General features: G+C 45.6%; 35 protein-coding genes. 29 read left to right on the top strand and 6 right to left on the bottom strand.

The window, feature by feature from the left end:
* The first annotated feature begins 13 nt into the window (after nucleotides 1-13).
* Together HP552_RS31940 and HP552_RS31945 are read left to right on the top strand one after the other, a co-directional pair.
* Nucleotides 14-2,299 carry a preprotein translocase subunit SecA gene (locus HP552_RS31940; protein ID WP_175399374.1) on the top strand — a complete coding sequence of 762 codons (2,286 nt, stop codon included), beginning with the start codon at nucleotides 14-16 and terminating at the stop codon, nucleotides 2,297-2,299.
* Nucleotides 2,300-2,641: 342 nt separating this feature from the next.
* Nucleotides 2,642-3,565, top strand: a complete 924-nt coding sequence (locus HP552_RS31945; RefSeq protein WP_175399375.1) for a copper amine oxidase N-terminal domain-containing protein — start codon at nucleotides 2,642-2,644, stop codon at nucleotides 3,563-3,565.
* A 199-nt stretch (nucleotides 3,566-3,764) separates the two neighbouring features.
* Here HP552_RS31945 and HP552_RS31950 read toward each other — a convergent pair whose 3' ends face one another.
* A complete protein-coding gene (locus HP552_RS31950) occupies nucleotides 3,765-3,986 on the bottom strand; it encodes a hypothetical protein (RefSeq protein ID WP_175399376.1) in 222 nt (73 codons plus the stop codon).
* Nucleotides 3,987-4,150: 164 nt separating this feature from the next.
* Entirely contained in the window at nucleotides 4,151-5,038 is an 888-nt protein-coding gene (locus HP552_RS31955) for an NAD-dependent epimerase/dehydratase family protein (RefSeq protein WP_175399377.1), read from the bottom strand.
* A 737-nt stretch (nucleotides 5,039-5,775) separates the two neighbouring features.
* Between HP552_RS31955 and HP552_RS31960 the strand changes: the two genes are divergently transcribed.
* The 6 genes from HP552_RS31960 (at nucleotide 5,776) to HP552_RS31980 (ending at nucleotide 10,588) form a co-directional block, all read left to right on the top strand.
* Nucleotides 5,776-6,432, top strand: a complete 657-nt coding sequence (locus tag HP552_RS31960) for a pyridoxine/pyridoxamine 5'-phosphate oxidase (RefSeq protein WP_175399378.1) — start codon at nucleotides 5,776-5,778, stop codon at nucleotides 6,430-6,432.
* A 74-nt stretch (nucleotides 6,433-6,506) separates the two neighbouring features.
* Entirely contained in the window at nucleotides 6,507-6,698 is a 192-nt protein-coding gene (locus HP552_RS35215) for a GNAT family N-acetyltransferase (protein WP_246311151.1), read from the top strand.
* Nucleotides 6,695-7,078 (top strand): GNAT family N-acetyltransferase, encoded by a 384-nt coding sequence (locus HP552_RS31965; RefSeq protein WP_246311152.1) that lies wholly within the window; start codon nucleotides 6,695-6,697, stop codon nucleotides 7,076-7,078. The genes HP552_RS35215 and HP552_RS31965 overlap by 4 nt, the downstream gene beginning before the upstream one ends.
* A gap of 303 nt (nucleotides 7,079-7,381) precedes the next feature.
* Nucleotides 7,382-8,338, top strand: a complete 957-nt coding sequence (locus HP552_RS31970) for a radical SAM protein (protein ID WP_175399379.1) — start codon at nucleotides 7,382-7,384, stop codon at nucleotides 8,336-8,338.
* A gap of 238 nt (nucleotides 8,339-8,576) precedes the next feature.
* Entirely contained in the window at nucleotides 8,577-9,569 is a 993-nt protein-coding gene (locus tag HP552_RS31975; RefSeq protein ID WP_175399380.1) for a phosphodiester glycosidase family protein, read from the top strand.
* A 2-nt stretch (nucleotides 9,570-9,571) separates the two neighbouring features.
* Nucleotides 9,572-10,588, top strand: a complete 1,017-nt coding sequence (locus HP552_RS31980; protein ID WP_175399381.1) for a bifunctional glycosyltransferase family 2/GtrA family protein — start codon at nucleotides 9,572-9,574, stop codon at nucleotides 10,586-10,588.
* 150 nt (nucleotides 10,589-10,738) lie between these two features.
* Here the strand turns inward: HP552_RS31980 and HP552_RS31985 are convergent, their stop codons facing one another.
* Genes HP552_RS31985 through HP552_RS31995 form a run of 3 tightly spaced genes read right to left on the bottom strand, consistent with a single transcriptional unit; the run spans nucleotide 10,739 to nucleotide 13,656 of the window.
* Nucleotides 10,739-12,238: a PTS transporter subunit EIIC gene (locus HP552_RS31985; protein ID WP_175399382.1), complete on the bottom strand. Its 1,500-nt coding sequence runs from the start codon at nucleotides 12,236-12,238 to the stop codon at nucleotides 10,739-10,741.
* Nucleotides 12,239-12,268: 30 nt separating this feature from the next.
* Nucleotides 12,269-12,775, bottom strand: a complete 507-nt coding sequence (locus tag HP552_RS31990; RefSeq protein ID WP_175399383.1) for a PTS sugar transporter subunit IIA — start codon at nucleotides 12,773-12,775, stop codon at nucleotides 12,269-12,271.
* Nucleotides 12,772-13,656 (bottom strand): PRD domain-containing protein, encoded by an 885-nt coding sequence (locus HP552_RS31995; RefSeq protein WP_312884380.1) that lies wholly within the window; start codon nucleotides 13,654-13,656, stop codon nucleotides 12,772-12,774. The genes HP552_RS31990 and HP552_RS31995 overlap by 4 nt, the downstream gene beginning before the upstream one ends.
* 371 nt (nucleotides 13,657-14,027) lie before the next feature.
* On the opposite strand from HP552_RS31995, the gene HP552_RS32000 reads away from it, so the two are divergent.
* Genes HP552_RS32000 through HP552_RS35685 form a run of 3 tightly spaced genes read left to right on the top strand, consistent with a single transcriptional unit; the run spans nucleotide 14,028 to nucleotide 15,517 of the window.
* Nucleotides 14,028-14,735, top strand: coding sequence for an AAA family ATPase (locus HP552_RS32000; protein WP_175399384.1), 708 nt, complete (start codon nucleotides 14,028-14,030; stop codon nucleotides 14,733-14,735).
* A 37-nt stretch (nucleotides 14,736-14,772) separates the two neighbouring features.
* Entirely contained in the window at nucleotides 14,773-15,126 is a 354-nt protein-coding gene (locus HP552_RS35680; RefSeq protein WP_312884381.1) for a metallophosphoesterase family protein, read from the top strand.
* Nucleotides 15,119-15,517, top strand: a complete 399-nt coding sequence (locus tag HP552_RS35685) for a metallophosphoesterase family protein (protein ID WP_312884382.1) — start codon at nucleotides 15,119-15,121, stop codon at nucleotides 15,515-15,517. The genes HP552_RS35680 and HP552_RS35685 overlap by 8 nt, the downstream gene beginning before the upstream one ends.
* On the opposite strand, the gene HP552_RS32010 is transcribed toward HP552_RS35685, so the two are convergent.
* Complete coding sequence (locus HP552_RS32010) at nucleotides 15,506-15,928, bottom strand: Lrp/AsnC family transcriptional regulator (RefSeq protein WP_175399385.1); 423 nt, start codon at nucleotides 15,926-15,928, stop codon at nucleotides 15,506-15,508. The two genes, HP552_RS35685 and HP552_RS32010, sit on opposite strands and share 12 nt — an antisense overlap.
* Nucleotides 15,929-16,100: 172 nt before the next feature.
* Here HP552_RS32010 and HP552_RS32015 point away from each other — a divergent pair, with 172 nt between their 5' ends.
* From HP552_RS32015 to HP552_RS32095, 18 genes are all read left to right on the top strand, one after another.
* Nucleotides 16,101-16,298: a DUF1272 domain-containing protein gene (locus tag HP552_RS32015; RefSeq protein ID WP_175399386.1), complete on the top strand. Its 198-nt coding sequence runs from the start codon at nucleotides 16,101-16,103 to the stop codon at nucleotides 16,296-16,298.
* A gap of 132 nt (nucleotides 16,299-16,430) precedes the next feature.
* The gene (locus HP552_RS32020; protein WP_175399387.1) at nucleotides 16,431-16,919 is read left to right on the top strand and encodes a cysteine hydrolase family protein; all 489 of its coding nucleotides are present in this window, start codon (nucleotides 16,431-16,433) and stop codon (nucleotides 16,917-16,919) included.
* A gap of 226 nt (nucleotides 16,920-17,145) precedes the next feature.
* A complete protein-coding gene (locus HP552_RS32025) occupies nucleotides 17,146-17,631 on the top strand; it encodes a hypothetical protein (protein WP_175399388.1) in 486 nt (161 codons plus the stop codon).
* Between the two features lie 44 nt (nucleotides 17,632-17,675).
* Nucleotides 17,676-17,819, top strand: a complete 144-nt coding sequence (locus HP552_RS35220; protein ID WP_246311153.1) for an NUDIX domain-containing protein — start codon at nucleotides 17,676-17,678, stop codon at nucleotides 17,817-17,819.
* A gap of 165 nt (nucleotides 17,820-17,984) precedes the next feature.
* Nucleotides 17,985-18,632 (top strand): hypothetical protein, encoded by a 648-nt coding sequence (locus HP552_RS32035; protein WP_175399389.1) that lies wholly within the window; start codon nucleotides 17,985-17,987, stop codon nucleotides 18,630-18,632.
* Nucleotides 18,620-19,102 (top strand): GNAT family N-acetyltransferase, encoded by a 483-nt coding sequence (locus tag HP552_RS32040; protein WP_175399390.1) that lies wholly within the window; start codon nucleotides 18,620-18,622, stop codon nucleotides 19,100-19,102. The genes HP552_RS32035 and HP552_RS32040 overlap by 13 nt, the downstream gene beginning before the upstream one ends.
* A 99-nt stretch (nucleotides 19,103-19,201) precedes the next feature.
* Entirely contained in the window at nucleotides 19,202-19,708 is a 507-nt protein-coding gene (locus HP552_RS32045) for a DUF4188 domain-containing protein (RefSeq protein ID WP_175399391.1), read from the top strand.
* A gap of 50 nt (nucleotides 19,709-19,758) precedes the next feature.
* The gene (locus HP552_RS32050; RefSeq protein WP_175399392.1) at nucleotides 19,759-20,265 is read left to right on the top strand and encodes a hypothetical protein; all 507 of its coding nucleotides are present in this window, start codon (nucleotides 19,759-19,761) and stop codon (nucleotides 20,263-20,265) included.
* 53 nt (nucleotides 20,266-20,318) lie between these two features.
* A complete protein-coding gene (locus tag HP552_RS32055; RefSeq protein ID WP_175399393.1) occupies nucleotides 20,319-20,663 on the top strand; it encodes a hypothetical protein in 345 nt (114 codons plus the stop codon).
* A 214-nt stretch (nucleotides 20,664-20,877) separates the two neighbouring features.
* Nucleotides 20,878-21,321, top strand: a complete 444-nt coding sequence (locus HP552_RS35690) for a LytTR family DNA-binding domain-containing protein (protein WP_175399394.1) — start codon at nucleotides 20,878-20,880, stop codon at nucleotides 21,319-21,321.
* Complete coding sequence (locus HP552_RS32065; protein ID WP_246311154.1) at nucleotides 21,318-21,731, top strand: hypothetical protein; 414 nt, start codon at nucleotides 21,318-21,320, stop codon at nucleotides 21,729-21,731. Before HP552_RS35690 ends, HP552_RS32065 begins: the two co-directional genes overlap by 4 nt.
* A gap of 15 nt (nucleotides 21,732-21,746) precedes the next feature.
* Nucleotides 21,747-22,151, top strand: coding sequence for a hypothetical protein (locus tag HP552_RS32070; RefSeq protein WP_175399395.1), 405 nt, complete (start codon nucleotides 21,747-21,749; stop codon nucleotides 22,149-22,151).
* On the top strand, nucleotides 22,148-22,357 hold the full coding sequence (locus HP552_RS35955) for an immunity protein Imm33 domain-containing protein (RefSeq protein WP_446686457.1): 210 nt from the start codon (nucleotides 22,148-22,150) through the stop codon (nucleotides 22,355-22,357). Before HP552_RS32070 ends, HP552_RS35955 begins: the two co-directional genes overlap by 4 nt.
* 29 nt (nucleotides 22,358-22,386) lie before the next feature.
* Nucleotides 22,387-22,890, top strand: coding sequence for a GNAT family N-acetyltransferase (locus HP552_RS32075; protein ID WP_175399396.1), 504 nt, complete (start codon nucleotides 22,387-22,389; stop codon nucleotides 22,888-22,890).
* Nucleotides 22,891-23,073: 183 nt separating this feature from the next.
* Nucleotides 23,074-23,739 carry an HAD family hydrolase gene (locus HP552_RS32080; protein WP_175399397.1) on the top strand — a complete coding sequence of 222 codons (666 nt, stop codon included), beginning with the start codon at nucleotides 23,074-23,076 and terminating at the stop codon, nucleotides 23,737-23,739.
* Between the two features lie 44 nt (nucleotides 23,740-23,783).
* Nucleotides 23,784-24,494 carry a class I SAM-dependent methyltransferase gene (locus HP552_RS32085; protein ID WP_175399398.1) on the top strand — a complete coding sequence of 237 codons (711 nt, stop codon included), beginning with the start codon at nucleotides 23,784-23,786 and terminating at the stop codon, nucleotides 24,492-24,494.
* Between the two features lie 36 nt (nucleotides 24,495-24,530).
* Nucleotides 24,531-25,040, top strand: coding sequence for a hypothetical protein (locus tag HP552_RS32090; protein WP_175399399.1), 510 nt, complete (start codon nucleotides 24,531-24,533; stop codon nucleotides 25,038-25,040).
* A gap of 60 nt (nucleotides 25,041-25,100) precedes the next feature.
* Nucleotides 25,101-25,949 carry an adenylyl-sulfate kinase gene (locus HP552_RS32095; RefSeq protein WP_175399400.1) on the top strand — a complete coding sequence of 283 codons (849 nt, stop codon included), beginning with the start codon at nucleotides 25,101-25,103 and terminating at the stop codon, nucleotides 25,947-25,949.
* Nucleotides 25,950-25,972: the final 23 nt, after the last annotated feature.

Consider the following 25,972-nt stretch of genomic DNA (forward strand, 5'->3'; position numbering starts at 1 on the left):
GGAGGATAAACCAATGAATTTAATCGTCAAGTGGATGCGAGAATTCAAAGACCGTGATACCCGGCAGCAGTTGAAAGGCTATCGAGACAAAGTGGAACTCATCAGGAAGCGGAATTTGGAAGCTTGGGGCGATCAGCAGCTTCAAGAGGAATCTCTCCGCCTTAAAGAAAAAGCAAAGTGGGGCACGCCTTTAGATGAGCTTCTTGTCGATGCCTATGCGTTAGTCTGCGAGGTAGCGAAGAGAAAGCTCGGTTTACAGCCCTATGATGTGCAGATCATGGCTGCTATCGCTCTGCATGAGAGATTTTTGATCGAGCAGCATACTGGTGAAGGGAAAACACTCTCTGCTGTTATGCCTGCATATCTAAATGCGCTGACTGGCCAAGGCGTTCATGTGCTAACGTTTAACGATTATTTGGCAAATCGAGATGCCGAGTGGATGGGCCCGATCTATCGTTTTCTCGGGTTAAGCGTAAACTCGGTTCAAGCGGGCATGAGCCTGTACGAGAAAAAGGAAGCTTACGCCAAAGATATAACTTATGTGACGGCTAAAGAAGCGGGATTTGATTATTTACGCGACACGATCACATTAAATGAAGCTGATATGGTGCATCGCCCGTTCCACTACGTTATTGTCGATGAAGCGGATTCACTGCTCCTCGACGAAGCGCGGGTGCCGCTAGTCATCAGCGGAGAGTCGAGCGCCTCCAAGAGCGACGATATTCGTTTCGCAGAAGTGGCTCGGCAGCTCAAACAAGCAGAGCATTACGAATTCGACGAGTTCCAGCGGAACGTGTACTTGAATGAAGCAGGGGCTGCGAAGGTGGAATTGCTGCTCGGATGCGGTAATCTGTACGACAGCCAAAATAGTCAGATGCTAACATCAGTAAATTGTGCGCTGCATGTGGAAACGTTACTTAAAGAAGATGTTGATTACATCGTACGGGACGGTGTAATCGAGTTAATTGATGAATATACCGGCCGTGTGGCGGAGAACAGGTATTTGCCGGACGGGCTGCAAGCCGCGCTTGTGGCCAAAGAAGGACTGCAGTGGACGGCAGGCGGGAAAATTCTCGGGACGATCACCATTCAACACTTCATTAGCCTGTATCCGGGAATTTGCGGAATGACGGCTACGGCGCAAGCTTCAACAATGGAATTCGAACATATCTATGCGCTGCGAGTCGTGCAAATTCCGCCGAACCAGCCAAATATACGGATTGATCACCCGCACCGGATTTATACCCATAAAGAAGCCAAACTGAAGGCGCTTGTACAAGAAATTTCGTCTGTCCATGCAACGGGACGTCCGATTCTCATCGGGACGTCTAGCGTCGAGGAGTCTGACAAGCTGGCGGAGGCGCTGGCGAACGCTAACGTACATTGCCATGTTCTGAATGCAAAAAATGACGCAAAAGAAGCCGAAATCATCGCTAAAGCAGGAGAAATCGGCGCCGTAACGGTGTCTACCAATATGGCAGGACGCGGCGTAGACATTCGGCTCGGCGGCTGCAATCCTGAGCAGGCAGAAGTTGTCGCCAAGCTGGGAGGATTATACGTGGTGGGTACATATGTGAACGAAAGCCTGCGGATTGATGAACAGTTACGTGGCCGTTCCGGCCGCCAGGGCGACCCTGGAGCTTCCGTATTTTTCCTCAGCTTGGAAGACGAGTTGATGCTTCAGTTCGGTATCCATAAAGTGGTTCGCGCTCCTAAGCAGGATGAGGCTCTCGAGGATTCGGTGCTCCGCAGTAAAATCGAGCATATTCAGCGCATTATTATGGGCCAAAACTTCGATATCCACCAGGAACTAAACGGTTATTCGGATATGGTGGAGGACCAGAGGCGAATTCTATATGCGGAGCGGCTCCGAGTTTTGAAAGGCGAGCAGCGGATGAGCCCTTCGGAGCAGCGGGTACGGCTTTTTTATATCGACGAGTTCTGGGCTGAACATTTGGCATACGTTTCTTACCTTCGCGAAAGCATCCACTTGGAGAGCATTGCCAGCCGCAATCCAATTGACGAATTCCATACAAAAATCTCCCAAGCCTACGAGCAAATTCCGGCTAAAATCAAAAAGAAGTCTACGAATATGCTTGAAAGGCTTGGGGGTACAAATGATCCAGCGGAGTGGGAAAAGTTCGGTCTGAAAAGCCCTATTTCCACCCGGACCTATATTATCAACGACCAGTATAGCGAGAATAATCGTAGCTCATGGACAGGAATGACCGTATTGGCTTTTTGGGGCCGCGAGATGTTAAGGTTGGCACTGTGGCCGGTATATAAGCTGTCTAAATAGTGATGCTGAGTAGATTTTAAGGATAATCGGGTAAAACAGATCCTCTTTAGAGATCGAACAAATAGTATAGAAATCTTTGGAGAATAGTATCGTTAGGAGATGAGATTGACACTGTGACACTTATTTTATTATATTGCTGAAAGCCATGGGCTTCCAACAGGGGAACGAAAGCTCAATAAATCAAGGAGTCAGCCAATCAGCATGATTGGCTGACTTTGTTCAACTAACGGGCAGGTTAGTTTAGTAAGACAGGAGAAATTCTCAAGAATCTACACTGTTTGGAGGTAACCTTACGTTTGCGTCTTATTATATAAAGATTATAAAACTTAGGAGGTTTTCCAAATGAAGAAGTTAGTATTATTTTCTTTTGCTTTTCTATGTTCTTCGCTTTTGGTAATTCCAACCAATGATGCAGCTGCAATAGTACAAGGTCCAAAAGGAACGCAAGTTGTTGTGAATAATAATGACTTAGATTCAAAAGACATTCTCAACAAGAACAACCAGGTATTTTTTAGCCTGACTTCACTCAAAAGTTTAGGTGGCTTAACGTTTGCCTGGAATAATACTACTAAGCAAGTGACAGTGAAGGGGAGCGATACAAACTTGCAGTTGACGATGAATAAAAAAGTAGCACAAAAAAATGGAAATTCAGTTTCATTAAGTACTGCTCCATTTATTCATAATGGTAAAACGATGATTCCCTTACGTTTTGTTGCAGAAGCGTTAGACGGTTCAGTAACGTGGAATCAAAAGACCCAAACTGCATTTGTTTCGAAACCGAGCACGAAACTGCTTACTGATATTAAGAGCAGTGAATTAAGCACAGCAAGAAATGCTGCGATTAATCTTCCTAGAGTTTCACAGCTCACAGAGGACTTTGAAGCATCTGTGGAAGTAGCCAGCCTTCAATATTATTTTCCGGAAAATACAAAAGACCGATTCATTGAGGTCAATAATAATGTAATCCGTTATTATCAAATTACGAAGAATACAGCTTACCTTAAGTGGCAAGCTTTCATTAGCGAAAAGGCCGCCAAGCAGGATAATCTTTATTTCCTAAACCGCTCCTTTACAAAAGAGAATGGTTCCTTACCAAATTTTAAAGATACGACATTCGCCAACTTTCGCTGGATGCCTCATATTACTTCTACTGGATATGGTTTAATCAATAAGGAAAATTGGAATGATGTTGTTTTTAAAGAAGCTGAAGTGCCTGAATCTGATGTGAAAGAAAACTATATTATTGTTGATATTCCAGAAGATTGATTTGAAATGAAATTTCAAAATGGGTTGATTAGAATTCCTCAACTAAGGCAATACCGTGAATGTTTATTTCCGCACGTTGCTAGTCCGTTAGCAATGAATCATTGGTGAGCACGGTCAAGCGCTTTGTCCAGCCTGATATCAATCTTCACATAATGCAAATTTGAATTATTCGGAGCAATCATGCTGATCTGCCGGTCCCTCAACGCCCATCCATCATAGAACGGACAGACAAAAGCTGTGGTGCCATACACTTCGGAAATCCCTCAATGTCAGGCAATACATCTTTCATGCCTGTGGCAAACAAGAGCTTGCGACTGCGAGCCGTCGCTTCCGACCTCTCCAACTGAAGGCGGAAATCACCGTCACCTCCAGTAACAGATGACATCACCCCAGATTGGAATAGGACCGAAGGGTACTTCACAATATCTGTTCCCTTGCAATCCGCCGGAATTCAGATGGCGTAATCCCATCACGTGTCAAGAAGCCATGAGATTCTTTTGTCACATGGTTTCTTGGTATCTCCATATATTTCGGCCTCAGTCTCCGGTCATCTTCCTTCTACCTCCCTGATCAACATCACAATCTTCAAAAGCTATTGGCAAGCCAAGTTTGCACGGATTCGGCCTCAGGCTTCCAGCCAAGCAAGTTTCGAGCATGCACAGAGCGAATTCGGGAATTCGTCGACAGTGTATATTGAGCCAGAAGGCCAAATTCAGCAACCGCTTCTTCCAGAGACCAGCTCATCGTGCGTCCCTCATATCCAAGCGCCTCACTCACGTAACGGCTTAGATCACGGAACGATTCCTCGCCATTTTCTGCGAAAAAGTAAGAGGAGGAGGGCGCTTTTTCTAGCGCAAGAAGATACAATTGGGCCAAGTCACGAATATGGACGTTCGACCATTTGTTCAGACCTTTACCAATATAGACTCCGGCCTTCATTTCTTTCGATTTCTGTACGATCATTGGAAGCTGAATGCTGTCTCTTGGAAGTCCGAGAGAAGTTCCATATACCATGGAAGGTACGATGACAATGCCTCGCACTCCTTGATCGACCCCTGCTTTACGCACCAGCTCATTGACTCGAATCGATTCTAAGTCCCTTGTTACAGGTGTTTCTTCGTTATAGATTTGCTCGCTCTGGAATTCGCCCTTGGCATCATCCCCAACGTTGCCTGAACCGGATGTGTGAATCAACGGCTTTCCTGTACCGCGCAAAGCGCTAATAAACGTCTCAATAGCCTTGCGGTGAGCAACGTCAGCTGTATGAATCACTCCATCGCTCCGTTTTGCGTAATCAGCCAGTATTTCCGTATCTCCAAGTGTGCCCACGACAGGCTCCACTCCTAGCTCTTTCAGCTCGTTTATTTGGCTGGTGCTCCGGGTCAGACCATAGATAGAATGCCCTGCATCGAGCAGTACTTTAGCCACAGAACTTCCAATATATCCGGTAACGCCTGTCATAAATATTTTCATCGTTCGTCATCTCCCTAATCTAAGTTCTTACAAGTAAAGTGATACGATCTGTCACTGTCTCCTATTAATTAATAATAAGATATTATAGACACTCTATGTCTATAATAGGGGTAAAAAAAAGGTGCGCGATTCAGCTTGCATTCATACAAAGAACCCACTCCTTTGATCGCATGGACATGAAGTGCATAGTCGAGTTAAGAATAATTCATTTGCGCTTCTATTATCGACTCATCGAGTCCATAATCGACTGACTTAGCTCATTTTAGGGCTACGGATTACATATGTCAAGTACCTGGCTCGCCGAAACCGACATAAACCATTGTAATCTTAAGCTTGTTGCTCTTAGCATCCCGTATTAGACGGATTGCATAGCAACGTATTCCACATGCTAGAACTGCCAAGCGTACCCGAAGACTGAAAATATCTGGTCATAGACTCTGTCGAAATCAACTGGCAGTGGTTAAATAATTCAAAAATTTTAAAACGATTATTCAAAGCTGTTCGCAATTTCTTTGTTAGTTATTTCAATAAATTTCTACTTCGGTTTCCTTTTGAAAAAATGAAGCAATTGCTGATCTCCTAGCTGTAAAGGATATTGAACTAACGGGAAACGATAGTTCAAGCATGGGCAATCTGCAGGTTGGGCAGATTGCTTCTTTTTTTCACTCTAAAAATCACTGTTTCCAGTACATTACAATTACGCTACAATGGAATGAATTGGAAGGTGGGGTGAAGATATGAGCATTGTACCGAGCGAACTGCTGCGCAGTTTGCAATCATTATCTGGACCGTTCCCTTCTTGGGATATGGAGTATTTGCCGGATCGTCCTGGAAAGCTTTTTTTGGATTGGTTGCGAGTGGCGATCGATTCTGATGTGAAGGAACCTCATGCTATGACGATCTCGACTGTGGACCAGGATGGTCATCCGGATGCGCGTGTATTGATTTTGAAGAATGTTGTAGATGACTCGTTTTACTTTGCATCCAGTGCCGAGAGCCGAAAGGGGCAGCAGTTGAAAGATAACCCTCACGTAGCTCTGACGTTTTACTGGCCAGCGCTCGGAAGACAGATTCGCATTAAGGGAACAGCCGAGGATATGGGAGATGAAGCAGGAGCTGATGATTTCCGGAAACGCTCGGCTGGAGCACGCGCAGTTGCCATGACAGGGCACCAGAGTCAGGAACTGGGGAGCGAGGAAGTACTGGATAGCTCCATTGAAGCCCAGATGGAACGGATTCAACGTGACCCCGATGTCGTATCACCTCAATGGCGATTATACGCGGTGAACGCAGAAGAGGTAGAGTTTTGGCAGGGAGATCCAGAGCGGAAGCATACACGAATTCGGTACCAGCTGCGAGACGGGCAGTGGAAGCAGCACAGATTGTGGCCTTGATACTACAACATAAGGACCGGACAATACTGAACGAGTTAAAGTGTGTGTTTTAATAATCCCAGGGAGGGACATGTATGAAGACGATTGAAAGCTTTTTTGATCCATTTCCCGTATTGGAAACCGAACGAACCTTGCTCCGGCCCCTCACCTATGATGATCTGGATGATATGTATAGTTACTGCGCAGTCCCTGCCGTTTCGGAATTAATACATGGGACACGCATCAGAGTAAGGAAGATACCAAAGTTTTTATTGATTTTGTCATGAACCGCTATGAGATGGACAAGCTCGGACCTTGGGGGATTGAGGATAAACGGACCAAAAGGCTGATTGGTAGCTGCAATTATTTAGGCTGTGACACCAGCAGTATGAGGGTGGAACTGGGTTATGTATTGTCCGATCGGTACTGGAATCAAGGGATCATGACGGAAGTGGTGAACGAAATCATTCAATTTGGATTCGAAGAAGTCGGATTGGAACGAATTCAAGCCAGATGTATGGTGGACAATACAGGTTCGGCCAAGGTGATGGAGAAGGTAGGCATGAAATTCGAGGGTGTCTTGCGAAATTACATGAGAGTCAAAAATGAGCTTCGGGACTTGAAGATGTATGCCATTCTAAAAGAAGATTTTATTCGTCATAAGTAAATGAGTGTTTGAGAGGGTTGTTATCGTTGAGCAAAGGAATGCTGTATTTTGTTTTATTTATCACTTTACTGAATAACACAGAAGTATAGGGCCGCTTCCCAAGGGCAAGGCGTCACATTTAATATTATCTAATTCATATGTACATACAATAAACTGGCCCACTCCCGATGATCGGAGAGATGGGTTTTTATCTCATTCCTAACTTACTCGGCGTACATAATGTCATATCCGAATTCTGCATCATTCCGCTATAATCTCCAAGTTGTATTAACATGAGATGAAGGAACCAGGAGGTATATGGAATTGACCGCAAAAAACAGATATAAATCACTCGAACTTGAAACACACGATGTGGTTGAGTTGGAAGGGCTGGAGGTCGGGGTGACCTCCAGTTGCAATTTCAAGTGTGATTATTGCTGCGCTTACAATCGGGACGATGGACAGTGCATGGATGCCCAGGAAGTTATCCGCATTATAAGTGAACTTCCCAGATTGAAACGTGTCCGATTGTCTGGGGGAGAAGTGACGCTGAAGTTTCAGGATTGTCTGGAGATCGTAACCTATTGTGCAGCACATGGGATCGATACCCAATTGAATACCAATGCCAGCCTGCTGACCGAAGAACGCATTCATGCGTTGCGTAATGCAGGGTTGTCCAACATTCATATTTCATTCAATTATACCGATGCGGAAGCCTATTCCACCTACTACCGTGTTCACCCGCGCATGTACGAGAGACTGGAACGCAATATCCGATTGTGTACGGAAGCCGGACTGGAGACAGTACTGGAAACGCTGCTGTTTGAAGGCACACAATCGAACATGCTGGCCATTAGCGAGAAGGTCTATGATCTGGGTGTACGGATTCATGAGATTCAGAATAGTATTGTGATGCCTCACAGCAAGTGGAGCAAAATAGCTTCCAAAGAATCTCTCATTCGCTCTGTAAACGAGCTGATTAAACACAAGAAGGACGACACAACCCTATATTTTACCTGTATGGATCGCTTCGCCGATCAATTGGGATTGCATGAGCAGCCAGGTGTATATTTCTCCAATTGTGTGGATGGAACGAAACAGCTGCACTTGCACGGCAACGGGGACATCCTCATCTGTGAGCTGTGTCACCCGGTAGTGATTGGAAACATCTATCAAGGCACGTCATTGAACGAAATTTATGCCAAGCAGCCACCCGCGTTAGCGGACTTTTTGGAAAAACGGCCTTGCCCCGCGTACGATGCACTTTTTGCAGGTGAGTAGTGAAAAAAGGGATACCGTATCGTATCCCACTGGTTGAAGATGAACCTAAGCACGACCTCGTTTATACCAGCCCTATTCTGAAGTCGTTCATAAGGATATATCCATTGGTTTGAAGGTTACCTGATTCCCCCGAGGGAGAGGTGGCCTTCTTTTTTTGTCTGTTTACATGTTTCAGATTCATTTAAGCTACCCCGCCTATCATGGCCTTAAGAACTTAGATGATGAAGAGGTGGCTTCAATGATGAGAATGTTTGATAAACCCAATTCGAAAGAACCACATAGAAAAGCAAACCCCAATAAAAGGCGCAAGTGGCTGATGGTTACGCTTGTTGTTGTCCTGGGGATTGGTGGCATTATTTACAGCCTTGCTGATCGTTACCTGATTCGGCATGTGGAAGTGGTCGTAGCGGATGACAATACGGCAGCAACAGGCAGTTTGAATGATGAGGCAGCCACAGAGACGGAGGTCAATGCAACCTCAGATGACTGGAACTATTCAAGTGATGATATGCAGGTCAGCATTGAAAAGGTGCAGACAGGCTCCGGTTCGGATCAGATTACGTATTACGTCGCAGATGTACAGTTGACGGATGCAAGCAGTCTGCGCTCGGCTTTGGCGGATAACAGCTTTGGCACGAATATTACCGAAAACACGTCAGAGATCGCTGCGGCCAACAATGCCATATTCGCCATTAATGGGGATTACTACGGTTTCCGTGATGATGGCGTGATTATCCGCAACGGTACGGTATACCGGGATGATCCGGTTCGTGATGCGATGGCACTCTTCAGTGACGGGACGATGAAGACGTATAACGAGACGGAAGTTTCCTCCTCGGAGCTGCTGGCCGAAGGTGCCACCAATACGCTGTCGTTTGGACCGATCCTGATCCAGGACGGCGAGATTGTAAGTGATTTTAGCAGTGTGAAAATCGACAACAACTTCGGCAACCGTTCCATCCAGAACGCGAACCCGAGAACGGCAATCGGCATGATCGCCCCGAATCATTATGTATTCGTCGTGGTGGACGGACGGCAGGATGACAGCCGGGGCATGACGCTGGCAGAGCTGGCGGACGTGATGCAAAGTTTGGGAGCAACAGAAGCCTATAACTTGGACGGCGGTGGTTCATCCACCATGTATTTTATGGGCCGGGTCGTGAATAATCCACTGGGCAGAAATCAGGAACGCGGCGTAAGTGACATCCTTTACCTCAAGGAGGGACAATGATCATGACCATTTTAATTCCATCCTACGAACCGGACGTTCGGTTGTTAAATCTGGTGCTGCAGCTGCAGACGTTTCAATTAGGGCCCATTGTCATTGTGGATGATGGCAGTGGGGCGGAGTATCGCGGGATATTTGAGACAGCTGAAGCATACGGCTGCACCGTTCTGACCCATCCGATCAATCTGGGCAAGGGACGTGCGCTGAAGACTGGATTCCAGCATATCAAGGAATTTGGCCCACAGGGTGGTGTCGTATGTGCAGACAGTGACGGGCAGCATCTGCCGCATGATATCCGGCGTATCTTCGATGTGCTGCTGGAGCAGACCACCCCAGGGATCGTACTCGGCAGCCGCCGGTTTAGCGGAACGATTCCTGCACGCAGTCGTTTTGGAAACACAGTTACCCGGGCGGTTTTTTCCATCACAACGGGTACCAAAGTATATGACACTCAAACGGGCTTGCGTGGTTTTCCATATTCCATGCTGGACTGGCTCTGTCAGATTCCGGGTGATCGGTTTGAGTACGAGATGAACATGCTGCTAACCGCGAACAAGGAAGGATACGAAATCACGGAGGAGTTTATTGACACGGTATATCTGGATCATAACAAATCCTCCCATTTCCGCCCGCTGGTAGACTCGTTCCGCATTTATATGCCGATCCTGATGTTCAGTACGTCTTCGGTGCTGTCCGCCTTGATCGATTTTGGATTACTGTTCGTCATCCAGTATTTCACGCATAATCTGTTTCTGTCTGTCGTCACTGCGAGGCTGTGCAGCTCTGTCTTCAACTATACGATCAATCGGAAATATGTGTTTTCAGCCGGGGGCCAAACGTCGAAGGTGCGCCATTCCTTACCTAAATACTTCTCGCTGGTCATTCTGGTGCTCCTGTTGAATTACGGACTCCTGTACTTCTATAACGAAAAACTGATCATCCCCCTCATCGCGGCCAAGGTGCTGACGGAGGTGTCGATCTTCCTGTTCAGCTACTGGGCGCAGCGCAAGTTTGTCTATTAACACAGAGAGAGTGAGTATATAGCTTGCTCTCTTTTTTCAATCATCACCGTTTCAAAAGAATATCCTGTGCTTCTTGGTTAACAAAAAAAGGCCGAGAACAGGGTAGCCTACCCTTGTTCTCGACCTTTTAAACTCAAAGGAGGACGAGCGTTACATCAGCCTCTTAATCTCATCCTTAAGGATTTCGGACTGGGTGCCGAAGATGACCTGCACAGCTCCGCCACCGAGCCTCATGACGCCGGAAGCGCCAAGCTGTTTGAGCGCCTGGTCGTTGACGGCTTTGTCGTCCCTAACAACTAGCCGGAGGCGAGTGATGCATGCGTCGATGCTCTCGATATTGTCTGCGCCACCGATCTCCGCGAGCACTTTGCCAGCCTTGGTGTCGGCAGACGGCGCTGCCACGGCGGAAGCATTAGTGGGGGCATCGGCAGACGGCGCTGCCACGGCGGAAGCATCAGTGGGGGCATCGGCATCATAAGCGTCATCCTCGCGCCCCGGCGTTTTCAGGTTGAACTTGACAATCATGAACCGGAAAAGGAAATAATAGACGACCGCAAATGCGAGTCCGACCGGGATCATGAGCAGCGGATTGGTCGACAGCTTCATGTTCACAAGGTAATCGATCAGACCTGCCGAGAAGGCGAAGCCCAGCTTAACATTCAGCAGGTACATGATCAGGGCCGCTGCACCTGTAAGAATAGCATGTGCCACATACAGCAGAGGCGCCGCGAACATGAAGGAGAACTCGAGCGGCTCGGTAATACCCGTTAAGAACGAAGCCACCGCTGCGCCGATAAAGATCGAAGCGACCATTTTGCGCTTTTCAGGCCGGGCTGTATGAATCAAGGCAAGCGCCGCCGCCGGAAGAGCGAACATCATAATCGGGAAGAAGCCAGACATGAACATGCCTGCCGTAGGGTCTCCGTTGAAGAAGCGTGTCAGGTCGCCGTGCACGACTTCCCCGGCTGCATTGGTATAATCTCCGATCTGGAACCAGGCGATGGAGTTGAGGACATGATGCAGACCGAGCGGGATGAGCAGGCGGTTGGCGATCATGAACACCATGGAGCCAACGCCTTCAAAGCCTACAATCCAGGTGCCGAAAGCGCCGATGGCATCCTGAATCGGGCTCCAGACCATGCCGAACAGGATGGCCAACACCAGCATGGAGCCGGCGGTGACCATCGGCACAAAGCGTTTGCCGGAGAAGAAGCCGAGCCAGTCAGGAAGCTTGATATTATGGTATTTTTTATACATATAGGCTGCAAGCAGTCCGGCAAATATCCCGCCCAATACGCCCATATCCAGCTTGACATCGTCAGGAATATAGCCGAATACACCTGGAACGGCTCCCAGAATCCGCGTCAGCACCATATAAGCGATCAGGGCCGAAAGCGCGGCGACCGCATCCCCCGCCAGTCCGATTGCCACCCCAATGGCGAAGATGAGCGCAAGGTTGCCGAAGATCGCCCCCGCTCCCTCATTCAGGAATGGAACTACATACTGATTGAGAAATCCCCCAATCACGGGACCGAGCGGAATGTCCTTTTCATAATCAAGAAGGCCGAGGCCTTGAAGAATACCTGCCGCAGGCAGGGTTGCTACAGGAAGCATCAGGGATCTTCCCAGCTTTTGCAGTGCTTTCAGCATATTGTTCTTCCTTTCTTTTTTTGATTTAGGTTATTTGGACAAGCTGACTTTCATGATAGTTCCCATGCCTGCTTCTACGCTGCCATACTCCGGGTGCGACTCCCACGGCTGTTCAGCCGCATTCGCAACGATGACAGGGGTGATGACCGGATAACCGGCCGAAGCGATCGCATTCAGGTCAAATTCAATCAGGGTCTGACCGATAGTGACCTGATCCCCGGTCTGCACTTGGGGTGTGAAGCACTGTCCTTTCAGGCTGACAGTATTCATACCGATATGCAGCAGCAGCTGCAGCCCGGAAGCATGCTCAATCATTACGGCATGGTGCGATTTGATCAGGTGCACCACAGTGCCGTCGATAGGGGCGACCAGCCTGCCCTCCTGGGGAATCACTGCAACTCCCGGTCCCATAAGTCCTCGCGCAAACGCTTCGTCAGACACTTCTTCCAAACTGACGCAGGTTCCGGTTAGCGGGGAGGAGATGGATATTGTTTCAGATGTTTTGGCAGATTTGTTGTTTTTCCATTTCCAGATCATTGTGTGTTGTCCTTTCTGTTGTTGGTTTTGGCATGGGTTTGAAAAAGCCGATATAAATGCATGGCGAGAAAAGCCGTTTCTTCCTCGGGTACCTCTGTACCCAAATCCTCGGCCATAACAGCGCTCAGTTTTCTGGCCAGCTGGTATTCGGACGGATATTCATTTTTCACATATTGTGCGAAGGTGGGGGCCGTCATCGGCTGCTGATACAGGCGTTCCATGGAGAAGCGCAGGTGTATCAAGAGTCTTGCCTGGCTAAGGCTGGCCTGCTCAAAGCGAACGCCACCCTCCTCTTCAATTATGGACTGAAGCTTGCTGATCACATTGGATACCTTAACCAACTGTCCGACAGGGACGTGATTTACGGAGGAGTACACATGGTATGTCAGGAACCCGGCCTCATCCTCCGGTACCTCTACGCCAAAAGCCTCTCCGATCATGGCCGCCGCTTCCGAGGCGATTTCGAATTCTTTCGGAAAGCTGAGCTTTGTCTCCGTCAGGAAAGGGTTCAGAATTTCCATCCCGTTGCGGATACGATATAAGGTGAACTGAATATGACTCGGAAGAGCAAGGTAGATCTTGTCATTCAGCTTGCCCGGAAACTGATCAGCGATGAGACGGATAATTCGGTCAGAGATGTCGATGACATTGGGGTCCAAGTCTTTCATCAGCTCCTGCGCCTGTCCCCATTCCTCCCGGTCTTCCAGCCGGAACCTTTTCTCAATCCGCGGATCATCGGCCTGAACGGTGCTTTCCACCTTGAATGCAAATCCCAACCCTTTGCCAATCAGTACATACTCCTTGGTATTCTGGTGCGACCGGGCCAGAACAATATTGCTGCCGACGACCCGCTCCACCTGCAGCATCATTCCTTTACTCACGGTTCACCGCCTCCTCGTCTCTAAAGTTAACGCTTTCAGGCCTCCGGAACGCAAAAAGAGCCAAGAAGCGAATATAGTCTCATGTTCGCTTCTTGGCTCATGCCCTCTGGGGTGGTAACACGCCAATTCATTTTATGTTTTATGCAGAACGTTCTTCCTACATAATATAGAAGCTGATCTGCCACCGTCAACCATAATTTTTGTCATCCATCTGTCCGTCGTTTAATATAGGGAATGTGTAAACGAAAAGGTATCTGTCGTAGTTGACAAGTAAGGAGCCATGATCATCTTTTAAGATGAAATGAGCCTAATCCGTTGTTGATCGTGTTCGGCTAGATGGAGCCAAATCTAACATGAATAGGAGGATGAACATGTATCTTAGAAGTGTGCAGTTCATGAAGGAAAAGGTAGAGAATGCGAGACAATATCCGTTTAATATACCCGCTATACAGTCCCTGCAGAGATTGGAATTCAGGAATAACATTACTTTTTTTGTAGGTGAAAATGGATCCGGTAAGTCCACGCTGCTGGAAGGCATCGCTCACCAATGTGGATTCAATACAGCCGGGGGCGGCAGAAATAACGTCTTTGAGATGCATGCTTCGGAATCCTCATTAGGGGATTATCTGCGACTGGCCTGGTTGCCAAAGATTACGAATGGTTTCTTCATGCGCTCCGAGTCCTTCTATCAATTCGCATCCCATGTCGATGAGATGGGTACCCTTGAATACTATGGCGGGCGTTCATTACATGAGCAATCCCATGGGGAGTCTTTTCTCAATCTGTTTGTAAACCGCTTCAGCTCCAAAGGCATCTATCTGCTCGATGAGCCCGAAGCCGCACTATCTCCTGCCAGGCAATTATCCTTGCTGCGCATACTCCATGACCTGTCTGGAACTTCTCAATTTATTATCGCGACGCATTCGCCCATTCTGCTGGGTTATCCCGATGCGGATATTTTAAATTTTGACGACATTAGCATTCAAAAAATGGCTTATGAAGATACGGAACATTACCAGATCACCCGCAGTTTTCTGGAGAATCGCCATCGTATGCTGGATGAGTTGTTTAAGGACTGACCTTGGTTTGCATAGTTAAAAAAGGTGGAGGGATGACATGTATAAGTCTGTCGCCATTATTTCAGATATTCACAGTAATCACTTGGCCCTGGAGGCCGTGTTGCAGGATATTGCTGCCCGGAACATTGAACTTACCGTCAATTTGGGGGATAGTTTGTTTGGCCCGGTTGATCCGCTGGCGACAGCACGATTATTAATGGACCACAACAATATAATTCACGTGATGGGAAATTGTGACGAGATTCTATTGCAAAAAGAAAGCCCGTCGGAAACCTTTCAATTTGTAAAACCCCTGCTTGATCAGGGAATCGAGAATTGGATCAGATCATGTAATCGTACGGTGGGCGTACGAGGAGCTTTTATTTTGCCATGGAACGCCATGGGTGAATGATCGGTATTTGTTGGAAGAAGTGACAGCGGAAGGAGTTCAATATAAAGATACGATTCAATTGGCGAACGAACTTCTGGAGGTACCGCAGCGTTATATTTTTTGCGGACACAGTCATGTGTTTCAAACGAAATATTTGCCCGGAAGTAAGGTAATTGTGAACGTAGGCAGTGTCGGTTTGCCTGCTTATCATGATGAATTGCCCTATCCGCATGTAAGGGAATCCAGCTCGCCTTACGCCGATTATGCAATTACTTATCGTAATGCGCAAGGGAACTGGAACATAGAACACGTTATGGTTGAGTATGATTGGGAGATGGCCAGCTCGATTGCCCAGGCAAATGGACGAGAGGATTATGCTTTTGCGATCAGGACGGGGAATTTAGTTTATTGATTTACCCTCAACAGGGGAAGATAGTCTGATTAACGTAGAGGGTTGTCCAAATGACATGGAAGCATCAATAAAGTTTTCCAAAGATTGAACGGAATCAGTCAGGACCTTGATTAGATAATTGTATGATCCGGCCAGCCGATGACATTCAATAACACTAGGGTGATTTTTGCAAAATTCTGCAAACGGTTCACATTTTGTATTGTCATATAGGATAAAAGCCATGATAGGTTTATCTATTTTTTCCGGATTAATGATTGCTTTATAGCCAACAATGATCTCTTTTTCTTCAAGTTTCTTGACTCTTTCATTAACGGCGGGGGTAGATAAGCCCACTTTTCTTCCTAATTCTGCAAAGGAATATCGGGCATTTTCTTGCAAGTGTAATAATATGTCTTTATCAATCTCATCCATCTTTTTGGATCTCCTCACAAAAATGTTAGGTTAAACAGCAGTTTTTCAGTTAAAAAGAAAGGTATTTTATAAAATTACAATAAGATTAATATGTGAAGTTAGCAACCTTTTTATTAGAATTAGAGCATCAGAAAAATACAAGAAAGAATAAAAACTATAGGAGGTCAATACGATGGCTTTAGAAATGAGAAGTAAATGCGAAAAATGCGAAAGTGGACTCCATAAGCATTCTGTAGCGTATATTTGTACACATGAATGTACGTTTTGCAATGAGTGTGCAGTGGAGGCGAATTATGTATGCCCTAACTGTGGAGGAGAACTTGTGAAGAGACCAAGAAGTGAAAATTCATTGAGTTGTCCTATTAGTTAGTCAAAACCTTCAGGATGTACTTGATTTAGAGGAGTGCCGCCTGTAAACCCGAATACATATATGTGAAGCATTGATTTAATTTTTAAATATACCGGTAGTAGAACATTAAATCATATTTTGAGGAGTGTTTGGATGAAAATAGGCTTTTTAATCGTGGATATGCAAGAAGTCATCGTGCGGGATCGACTGGAGAAAAGAGTGCTGGACCATGCCTGTGAATATATCAACCATGTGGCAGACGTGCTGCGTTCCAACAATCATGTTGTAATCCATGTTCAGGATGTGGAGGGCATGGAGGAATCGAATCGGGAAGTGTATCGGATTATACCCGAGGTTGACATACACGAGCAGGATCACACGATCACCAAGGAAAGCTCTAATGCATTCTGGCAGACCAACCTGGAGGAAGTTTTACGCAGTCTTGGTGTCGAGCTGCTGATCATTTCCGGTTTTGCCGCAGAGGAATGTGTCCTGTTTACCTATAACGGGGCGAGCGAGCGTGGATTCAAACCGGTTATGCTGCAAAATGGAATTCTCAGTACACATCACGAAGCGGTGACGTCAACGTACAGGGACCGAAATGTTATCTCGTATCCTGTCGTTGATTATTTGATCCAATAAGCGAGGGGAACTAAAGTGTTCATCGTTATCGCTGCTGGAGCAGTTCCACAATAATCTAAAAGAAAGATCCTGATATCGCCTTAGAAGAGAGGCCTTACCGGGGTCTTTTTCGATTGAGCAGGAATAGGAAGTTTGAACGTGAAACAACTTCGCAATTTCCAAAACATGGGTTATGATGAATGGGAAAGGAAGCGAAAACAAATTCAATAGTGTGGGGGAGCAATATATGCCGATGATCCATAACTTTGTTATTGAAAATATATCGGATATAAGCGAAGTTATCCATACTTCCTACTCAAGGGATAGACACGGGAAAATACATAAAGGTGGACTCTCACCAGACAACCAAGCTCACTTGGATGACGACTTTATTTCGTATATACAGGATTCCCTTCAATGGTTAGATACCGGAAATCCGTCTACGGGCGAGAGAACAAGCGGATTAAACTATTATGGCATTACTGTTATTGAAGATAAACAAGTGTTGCAAAGGCTTCATCATATCATGCATGCATGGATTGATTTATTCAGTTCAGCACCTGATCCGATCATACTTAGAGGGAATTACTGTATTGTTGGTGGAGAGAACAAAGGTTACTACGAGAAATTGGTGTATACCAAAACTGACCTGATCACTGAATTAAAAAAGCTTGCCATGATGGCAAAACACGCTGATGAGCATGGGAAGTGTATTATGCATTTTGGTATTTAACAGTAAGTTATCTCATATTCAATGACGAGAGAAGGGCGGCGGAGATGACAAGTCGAATTGTGGTTACAGGCGGGGCCATTATTAGAGATGATGGTGGGAGAATTCTACTGCAGCGAAGGTCCGATTATGGGGACTGGGGATTGCCTGGTGGGGGTATGGAGCCCGGAGAGTGTATTGAAGAGACTTGAAGACGAACACCAGGAGTCGTTGCAATTGATTTTTACAAGCTTGGATGAAGTCGATATCGATAGGATTAATAAGGTACAGAAGCCTGTATTCATGGATTTGCTTCAAGAGAAGCAGGGGATTCTGCGTTAGTAAGGCTATAAATTAACGAAAATGGAGTGATTTCAATGCCTTGGCCCATGGTTCATTTTGCGATTGCATCCGAATTTATATCTAATCCATCCCCGGAATTCCTACTGGGAAGCCTCGCTCCTGACTCCATCCATGTGAGAAGCAATGTGCGCAGTGAAAAGGCCAAAACACATCTAATGATCGAAGAAGGCAGGTTCGCGACAGATGAAGAACTGCGGGCATTTGTGGAGTCCAATAGGCTGCAGGCGGAGCATGATCCTGCATTCTTGCAGTATTTGTGTGGTTACATCGCCCATGTTTATACGGATCGCGTGTGGACCTTCAACATCTATCCTGCATATGAGGAACACACCGATGGAAGAAGTATATATACGCATGACGTGACGAAGTTGGAATTTATGATTTTGCGGAATCACTCTGGAGCCTACGATCTACTGAATAAACTGGGTACTGGTAAAGCTTATGATTTGGGTGGTTTGCTGGAACTGGAGGTGTATCAGTATAGGGAAGAGAAGGTTGATTTTTTAAACAATCCTGCCCATGAGCCGCTAGGAGATTTGAGGATTTTGTCCATGGAAGTTCTGGAAGGATTCATTCATGCAACTGCCAAGGAACTGAAACAGCTACTGGCCGGATGGATCGACCAAATTGAAAATAGAGGTGAGCCCCTATGGAAAAGTTGATTCATCTCACCATGTATCATGAACGATATGATGAAGCATTAGCTCGTTTTTCACTGACGGGGGAACAGTTTACGTTTACGGCACTGCCTGCAGAAGTCATTGAGGAGGCCATTTCGAACCCCGACAAGTTTCCCATTGTTATTCTAAAAGAGGAGACGCCGGTGGGCTTCTTTATTTTACATAAAAATTCGGAATACGCTGAAGGAAAGAGATATTCCAGTGCCATCTTAATACGAGCTCTATCTATTACATTGGAGCATCAGGGTAAAGGATATGCGCTGGCTGCCATGAATGCACTTACCCCATTGCTTCAGCAAATTGACCCCGAAATGAAGGAAGTCATACTCGCTGTAAATGAACAGAATGTTGCAGCACAGAGCCTGTATTTGAAAGCAGGTTTTCGGGACACGGGAATTCGCAGGATTGGTGCACATGGTCTCCAGTTCGTTTTTCATCGAAAGGTGGATTAAGGAAGACCTGATGAAGAGCGAAGCCATTCAAATGGCCGGCAATATCAAGTTTGTTGAACTGGAAACCAGGACCAAGTTGTCTGAAAAAGGAGACGTGACGTGGGGAATATTCATAAGGGAAGACATACGGCTGAGATTGATGGAGAGTTTGTTGTTTTTATCATTGGTATGCGAATAAACCGCCTATGGGCCGTACATAAGTGGTTGCCTGTATTTAAGGCAATGGGGCCGATGATCAGAGAACTGTACATGAATCCAGATACTGGATTTCTGGGGACGGAATATTTTATAAGCTGGCGGGGTGTCACCCTTCTGCAGTACTGGAGATCTTATGATGAACTGGAGAAATACGCACGTGGCGGTCTGCACCTGGAGGCATGGAAACGATTTAATAAGTCGATTGGTTCAGATGGAAGTGTTGGGATCTATCATGAAACGTACAAGGCTGGGCCAGGTTCCTATGAATCCATCTATGCCAACATGCCGAAATTTGGTTTAGCCAAAGTATCCAACCATGTTCCCGCGACAGGCAGAATGGAGACATCCAGGCGCAGAATGGGGGGCGAGAACGAACCGGCTGTGCAGACACCTGATCATGAAAAGTAAGGATTCTAGTAATTGTGTTACATTCATTGGAGAGAAGAGAGGAGCATGTTATGAGGGCAAAAATCAAACAAGCAGACCTGGGATCAACGCAGCTTAGCTGGTTGTGTGTTCAGCCGATGCTAATTTCTGTTCGAGGTAAAGATGTTGCAGCCAAAACAGAGATGTACCGTCAGTTAAATGAAGGCCAGCAAGCATTATTTCTGTTTTATTCCTATCATAACCATACGAAAAGTCTGGCGGAGTTTTATTGGTTTTCGGCCTACAATATCATTGAGATGAAGAGTTGGAGCGGCATAAAGAACGGAATGTTTTATTTTAATCAAGATGAAATGGCAGCTCTGCTAAACGAAATCGAACGTGTAATTACAGAGAAAAATAGAGCCGGGGAAGAATGGCGAGAGTTTTCGCCAACGGATTTAGAGCAAGATCCACACTTGTTCCAATTAATCGAAGATCTGTTCATTCGATATCGAGCGAAGGCTCAGGAAGTCATTGCAAGGATGAATGAGAAGATCCAGCAAAATCAGGAGATGTATCTTGAAATCAAGGAAGAGTAGCGGCTCCGACTTAATAAGTATATAGATAGAGATTGTGGTAAGGGGACTACAATATGAGATTTGAATATCAGAATTTTTCATGCGATGTGGATGTATTTCGTAGGGATCTGGATATTGTGGTGAGGTTCTATGATGGATCAAGAGAACCTGCCGAAGAAGAGATTGTTAACTTGGTGATTGCCGATCCAGGATATGGCTACCTTATGCTGAAATTCAAAGGGGATGCTGCGTTATTGAGTGGTTTCTTGGATGAGTCCGTTTTCGCATCAGATGAAATGGTAGAGGCTGCGATTGATTTTATCGAACATTTGTCACCTTATTCTCAGAGTGTGTATATGCCATATCATGTCGCACGCTTCAGACAAACGAGTTATGTAGAATACAACGGGGAATATTGAACATTCCCCGTTTGGTATCCTTGAAGAGTTTGATATCTGATGAATAATTCTCATAACAACGTTAAAAGGATTTGTTTAATTATGTGCGAATTATCCACTTCTTGTACGAGAACTAGCTAAGTGCAACAAACCTGCAATTTCTTGCAACAAAACGCAATTCAGTATGCCAGGTTCAAGTTTGCCTGTAATATGAGTTGTGAGAGGAGGACAACACGTGAAAGTGATTTTTGAAACAGATTCATCCATGGAACGAAGGATCGCCAAGGTCGTTACCAACCCTTCGGAACAACTGCATTGGGAGGGGATCGATGAAGCAATCAGTCAATTGGAAAGAAAGCTGGTCGTCATCAATCCGAAGAATAACCGGAATGTCCAGATTCAGCCAAGTTCAATCCTTGCCATTGAGTCCGAGGACCGAATGTGCAATGTACGTTTGATTTCGGGAGAGCGCTATCTGCTGGGCAAACGTCTTAAATTTGTGGAAGAAGATATCGATTCGTCCCACTTTCTGAAGATTAACAACTCGACGATCATCAACACGAAACACATTAAGGCGTTCGCCGCAACAGACCATGCCAGAATTCAAGTTGAACTTGCAGATGGTTCCAGCTACTACGTCAGTCGATACTATATCAAAAATTTCAGGGGGAAATTATGATGATCGCAAATCTCAAACATTCGTTTTTTCAGGTATTTACAGTAACTTCGTTATGGGTCACGCTGCTGCTAACCCTATTCTTCAAAGATCATACACTCCAGATGGGGTATCTATGGAACTTGGCCGGAATTGCGTTCATAGCAGCCGTAGTATTTGGAGTCATGTACAATGCGCTGTGGAACTACTTTACGTTGAAACCGATTTGGAATATTGCGATCTCGTCCACATTTAATATTCTCGGAGGCATGGCAGGTGTGTGGTTGTTTTCAGAGGAAATGTTCCAGCTTATTGCACCGTGGTTCCCTGGCATGTGGCTTTTATCGATTGTGCTGCACACGATTGCCTTTTATTTTTATGCTAGAATAGATAGCAAGAAAAAAGCGGAAGAATTAAACAAAATACTGAAGTAGACAAGAGGAATCCATATGAACGAAGAAGAGGCGCTTCAGGAGTTCGGCTTGGAGCCGGGCTCCGGGGACAGGGAGCGCATTCGCAGACTGCTGCAGCAAGAGTTCGACAATACAAGTGCGGAGGACAACGATTATCTCAAAACTTTATGTATTATGCTGTTTGCGATCGGTCACGTAGAGGACACTCAGCTAATCTGGCAGGCCAAAAGAAAGAACCAGGATACGGGCAGTTATGTGGAAGTACAGCTGCTGTGTGGTGCCGGGTTTGAGGACACGATCATGTATCTGGAACAAAAGGGCGGTCAGCAAGCAGGGGAACAGTTACAATATCTCAGACAGTGTGAAGCTTATGATTTTGTAGACTTCTCCAAAGAGGAATGGCTCTCAAACTATAAGCAGTATTATGATTTTGAAAACTGAGGTTATCCAGTTGGGCGGATGAATATTCAGATGAAGGTGCAAATGACTTTTCCGTACCTCTACATACAGCGCATGTGGATGAATGGGACCCTAAAATCAAGAAATCCCTAGGGCTCGCGCCAGGTTGGCGCTTTCTAATTGCGGAAGAGGATGAGGATGTATGGTTTGATGAACAGTTGCTAGGCAGGGAACTTAAGAACAGGTGAATAACGATACCATCCAAGGAGAAAACATCATGAATAGCCCCACTATCGATATAAAAGAGTACTCTTCCAAGTATCAATCCCAAGTCCTTGATTTGATTTTGCAGATTCAACAGCAGGAATACCATATTCCCATTACCAGAGAGGATCAACCGGATCTGCTTGCAATCGAAACCTTTTATCAAAAAGGGAACGGGAACTTCTGGGTCGCTGTTGCCAATGACGAAGTGGTGGGCACGATTGCTTTGCTTGATATTGGAGAAGCGAACGTTGCGCTTAGAAAGATGTTTGTGGCTGAAAATTATAGAGGTAAGACACTGCAAGTATCGAGCAGACTCCTGCATCAGGCATTTCAGTGGGCCCGGGAAAACGCTGTGCATGACATCTATCTTGGAACGACTCAGCAGTTCGTGGCAGCCCATCGGTTTTATGAGAAAAATGGATTTGTTTCGGTTACACGTGAGGAATTACCTGATGCTTTTCCGTTGATGAAAGTAGATACAAAATTTTATCACAACACCACGCCCTTTGCATGAGGCAAGTCATGCACAGCGGCGTGTTTTTTTTATTCGAGAGAGTTAGGGAATGAAAAGATAGCGTACTTGGATCATTCGCAAATTCCACATTATGGGTTATGATGTATCAAAGAGAAAATGTAACATACATAGGAAGTTTGAATCGTACGGTTTTGGATTTTGAATGATTGGGGAGGAAGCGGGATGAAAGCCATTTTTCTTGATTTCTACGGGACGATTGTGCACGAGGATGACGATATTCTTCCGGTGATTTACGAACAGGTACAATCTACGGCGCGTGTTGAATGTACTGCAGATGAAATAGGCGATTATTGGTGGAAGGCATTTTCAGAAATGTTTTATGCAAGCCATGGCAGTCAGTTTACTACGCAAAGAGTTCTTAATGTGCAGTCCTTGGCAGAAACGATTCGGCATTTTCAATCGGATGCTGTCGCAGCGCTGCTTAATCAGGAGCAGTTGGCTCACTGGCGTAATCCGGGGATATTTGAGGATTCCATTCCCTTTTTGCAATCGGTGGAAATCCCGGTGTATATCCTCTCCAATATCGATACAGATGATGTAAGAGCGGCAATGAAGAAGCATGGCATCAAGGCAGCAGGTGTGGTTACCAGTGAAGATGTTCGATCTTACAAACCGAGAACCGAGATGTTTAATGAAGCATTAGCCAAATATGATTTATCCCGAAACGATGTCATTCATATAGGAGATTCGCTGACAAGTGACGTTCAGGGAGCACAAAATGCAGGAATCCAGGCTGTCTGGTTAAATCGAAAAGGTAAATCCAAACCTGGGCATATCCATCCGGAATATGTGTGTAGGGATCTGATAGAGGTCCTGAACATCTTGTAGTGATTCGGGTATTGGATAAAGTCATATTGGGGACGGTGCTATCCATGGATGAGTTGAAAAAGCAGTTGGCAACGCATCATGCAGGGCAGGTGTTGGAGGTTGGTACAGGATCAGGGAAATTTATACCTACCCTACTTGAGATTTTAAGTCGTATCGAACAGATCACGGGCATTGATACCGACACGGATTCTTTACGCAAGGCAGCCGCTGCATATGCGATCAACGATAAGATCCAGTTTAAGCCAATGAACGCATCAAAGATGGAGTTTGCAGATCAAACTTTTGATACTGTCTGTATTTCGAACGCATTGCATCATTTACCCCCTTACGCAAACGTCATAAAAGAGATGAAGCGCGTGGTGAAGAGCAGCGGTCTAATTCTCATTAATGAGCTGGTCAGTGATGATCCCAATGAAGCCCAGCTGACGCACATCATGTATCACCACTTTAGTGCCGATATAGATCAGCGTTTGGGAATTTATCATCGTCATACGTATACACGTCAGGAAGTTAAAGATATCGTAACTTGTGGAGGAATAAGCATCCGTTGGACTTACGAATATAACGAGCCAAAACAGGATGTCATGGCAGAACAAGACATTCGGTTGGTATCCGAGGCCTGTAAGAAGCACATGGAAAGGGCAACAGCGTTCGAAGATTATGCAGCGTTTGCTGAACGCGGTAATTCCATCATGGAGCGTCTGAAGACCGTTGGTATCCAGCGACCAACACAGATCATGATCTTGGGTGTTTGAAAGAATAATAGAAGCAGGAATGTGAGGGATAGGACTGTGAAAAAGTTAACCATAATGCTTGGTCTATTTCTATTCTTAATCGCCTGTCAGGATAAAACCAATCATGAAGATGCACAGAAACCGACGGAGCCTGTATCGGAAAGTGTCACTGCAGAAGAAACGCAAAAGAAGGGAGAAGGTTTGACATCTGAAGAAGACGAAGACATCCCGCCTGTATACATCGATGAAACGAAATATACAGGTGATGAACTGGAAATCGTCAAACTTATGAACACCCGCTTACGTTACTTATGGGAAGAGGATGAAAAGGGGTACATGAGCCTTATTGATCCACAATCGCCCGTATCGGGCATGAGCCGAACCAAAGTCCGCAAGGTTATCTCCATGAGCGACATTACCATTCAGGAACAAAAGAAACTCTACGAGGGGGTAGTAGAGGTTACTGAACTAAAGGAGAACGACGTTGAATCCAGCAGCATAATGGTTTTTTGGAAAAAGAAAGAAGATGGGGATTCGGCACAATGGATTATTGCAGATATTGATTAACAATAGGTCATGATCATTAAAATCTAGCAAATTTAAAATGAAGTTAAGGGTGATGACATAATGGCAAGACGATTAATACTTGTTGAAGGGTTACCAGGTTCAGGAAAGTCCACGATTGCCAAGATGGTTTCCGACATTCTGATCCAGCAAGGGCTGCAGGTGCAGCTTTTCCAAGAAGGTAATCTGGATCATCCCGCTGATTATGAAGGTGTTGCTTTTTATGCAGCAGAAGAATTTGAGGATTTATTGAGTACTCATGAGGCATGCAGAGGCATATTGGAGAGCGGAGCCACAACTTATCATAATGGTTATCTGATTCCTTATCGGAAAATAAAAGAGGAACGTGGACAGGATTTTCCCGACGATGTGGTGCAAGAGATATTCAGCCGGGATATTTACGAGTTACCTTTTGAACAAAATGTAGACCTAATCACCGCAAAATGGCGGAGCTTCGCCGAAAGTGTGTTAAGCGCTCCGGATGATTCTATCACCATATTTGAATGTTGTTTTATTCAGAATCCACTAACGATAGGTTTGGTCAAATGCAATCAATCGAGAGAAGATAACATGCAGTATGTATTGGATTTGGAACGCATCACTGCGCCATTAAATCCGCTATTAATCTATATTCATCAGCAGGATATCGCCTATACCTTTGACAAAGCGGTGAAGGAACGGCCCAAGGAATGGTCCGATGGTTTCATACACTATTACACGAATCAGGGGCTGGGAAATTCAAAAGGGTATCAGGGAATTGAAGGCACGGTGGAGGTTCTTCAGGCAAGAAAAGAGTTGGAAACCGAGATTTATCATATGCTGAAGATCGATAAACACTGGCTGGATAATTCGGATTATAATCTGGTTGCTTGCCGGGAGGAGTTGGAGGGAATTTTAAGAGAGGCGTTTTAAAATACGGAAGGAGAACAGTGTAA

It is taken from the genome of Paenibacillus xylanilyticus (assembly GCF_013359935.1).
Classification (GTDB): Bacteria; Bacillota; Bacilli; order Paenibacillales; family Paenibacillaceae; genus Paenibacillus; species Paenibacillus xylanilyticus.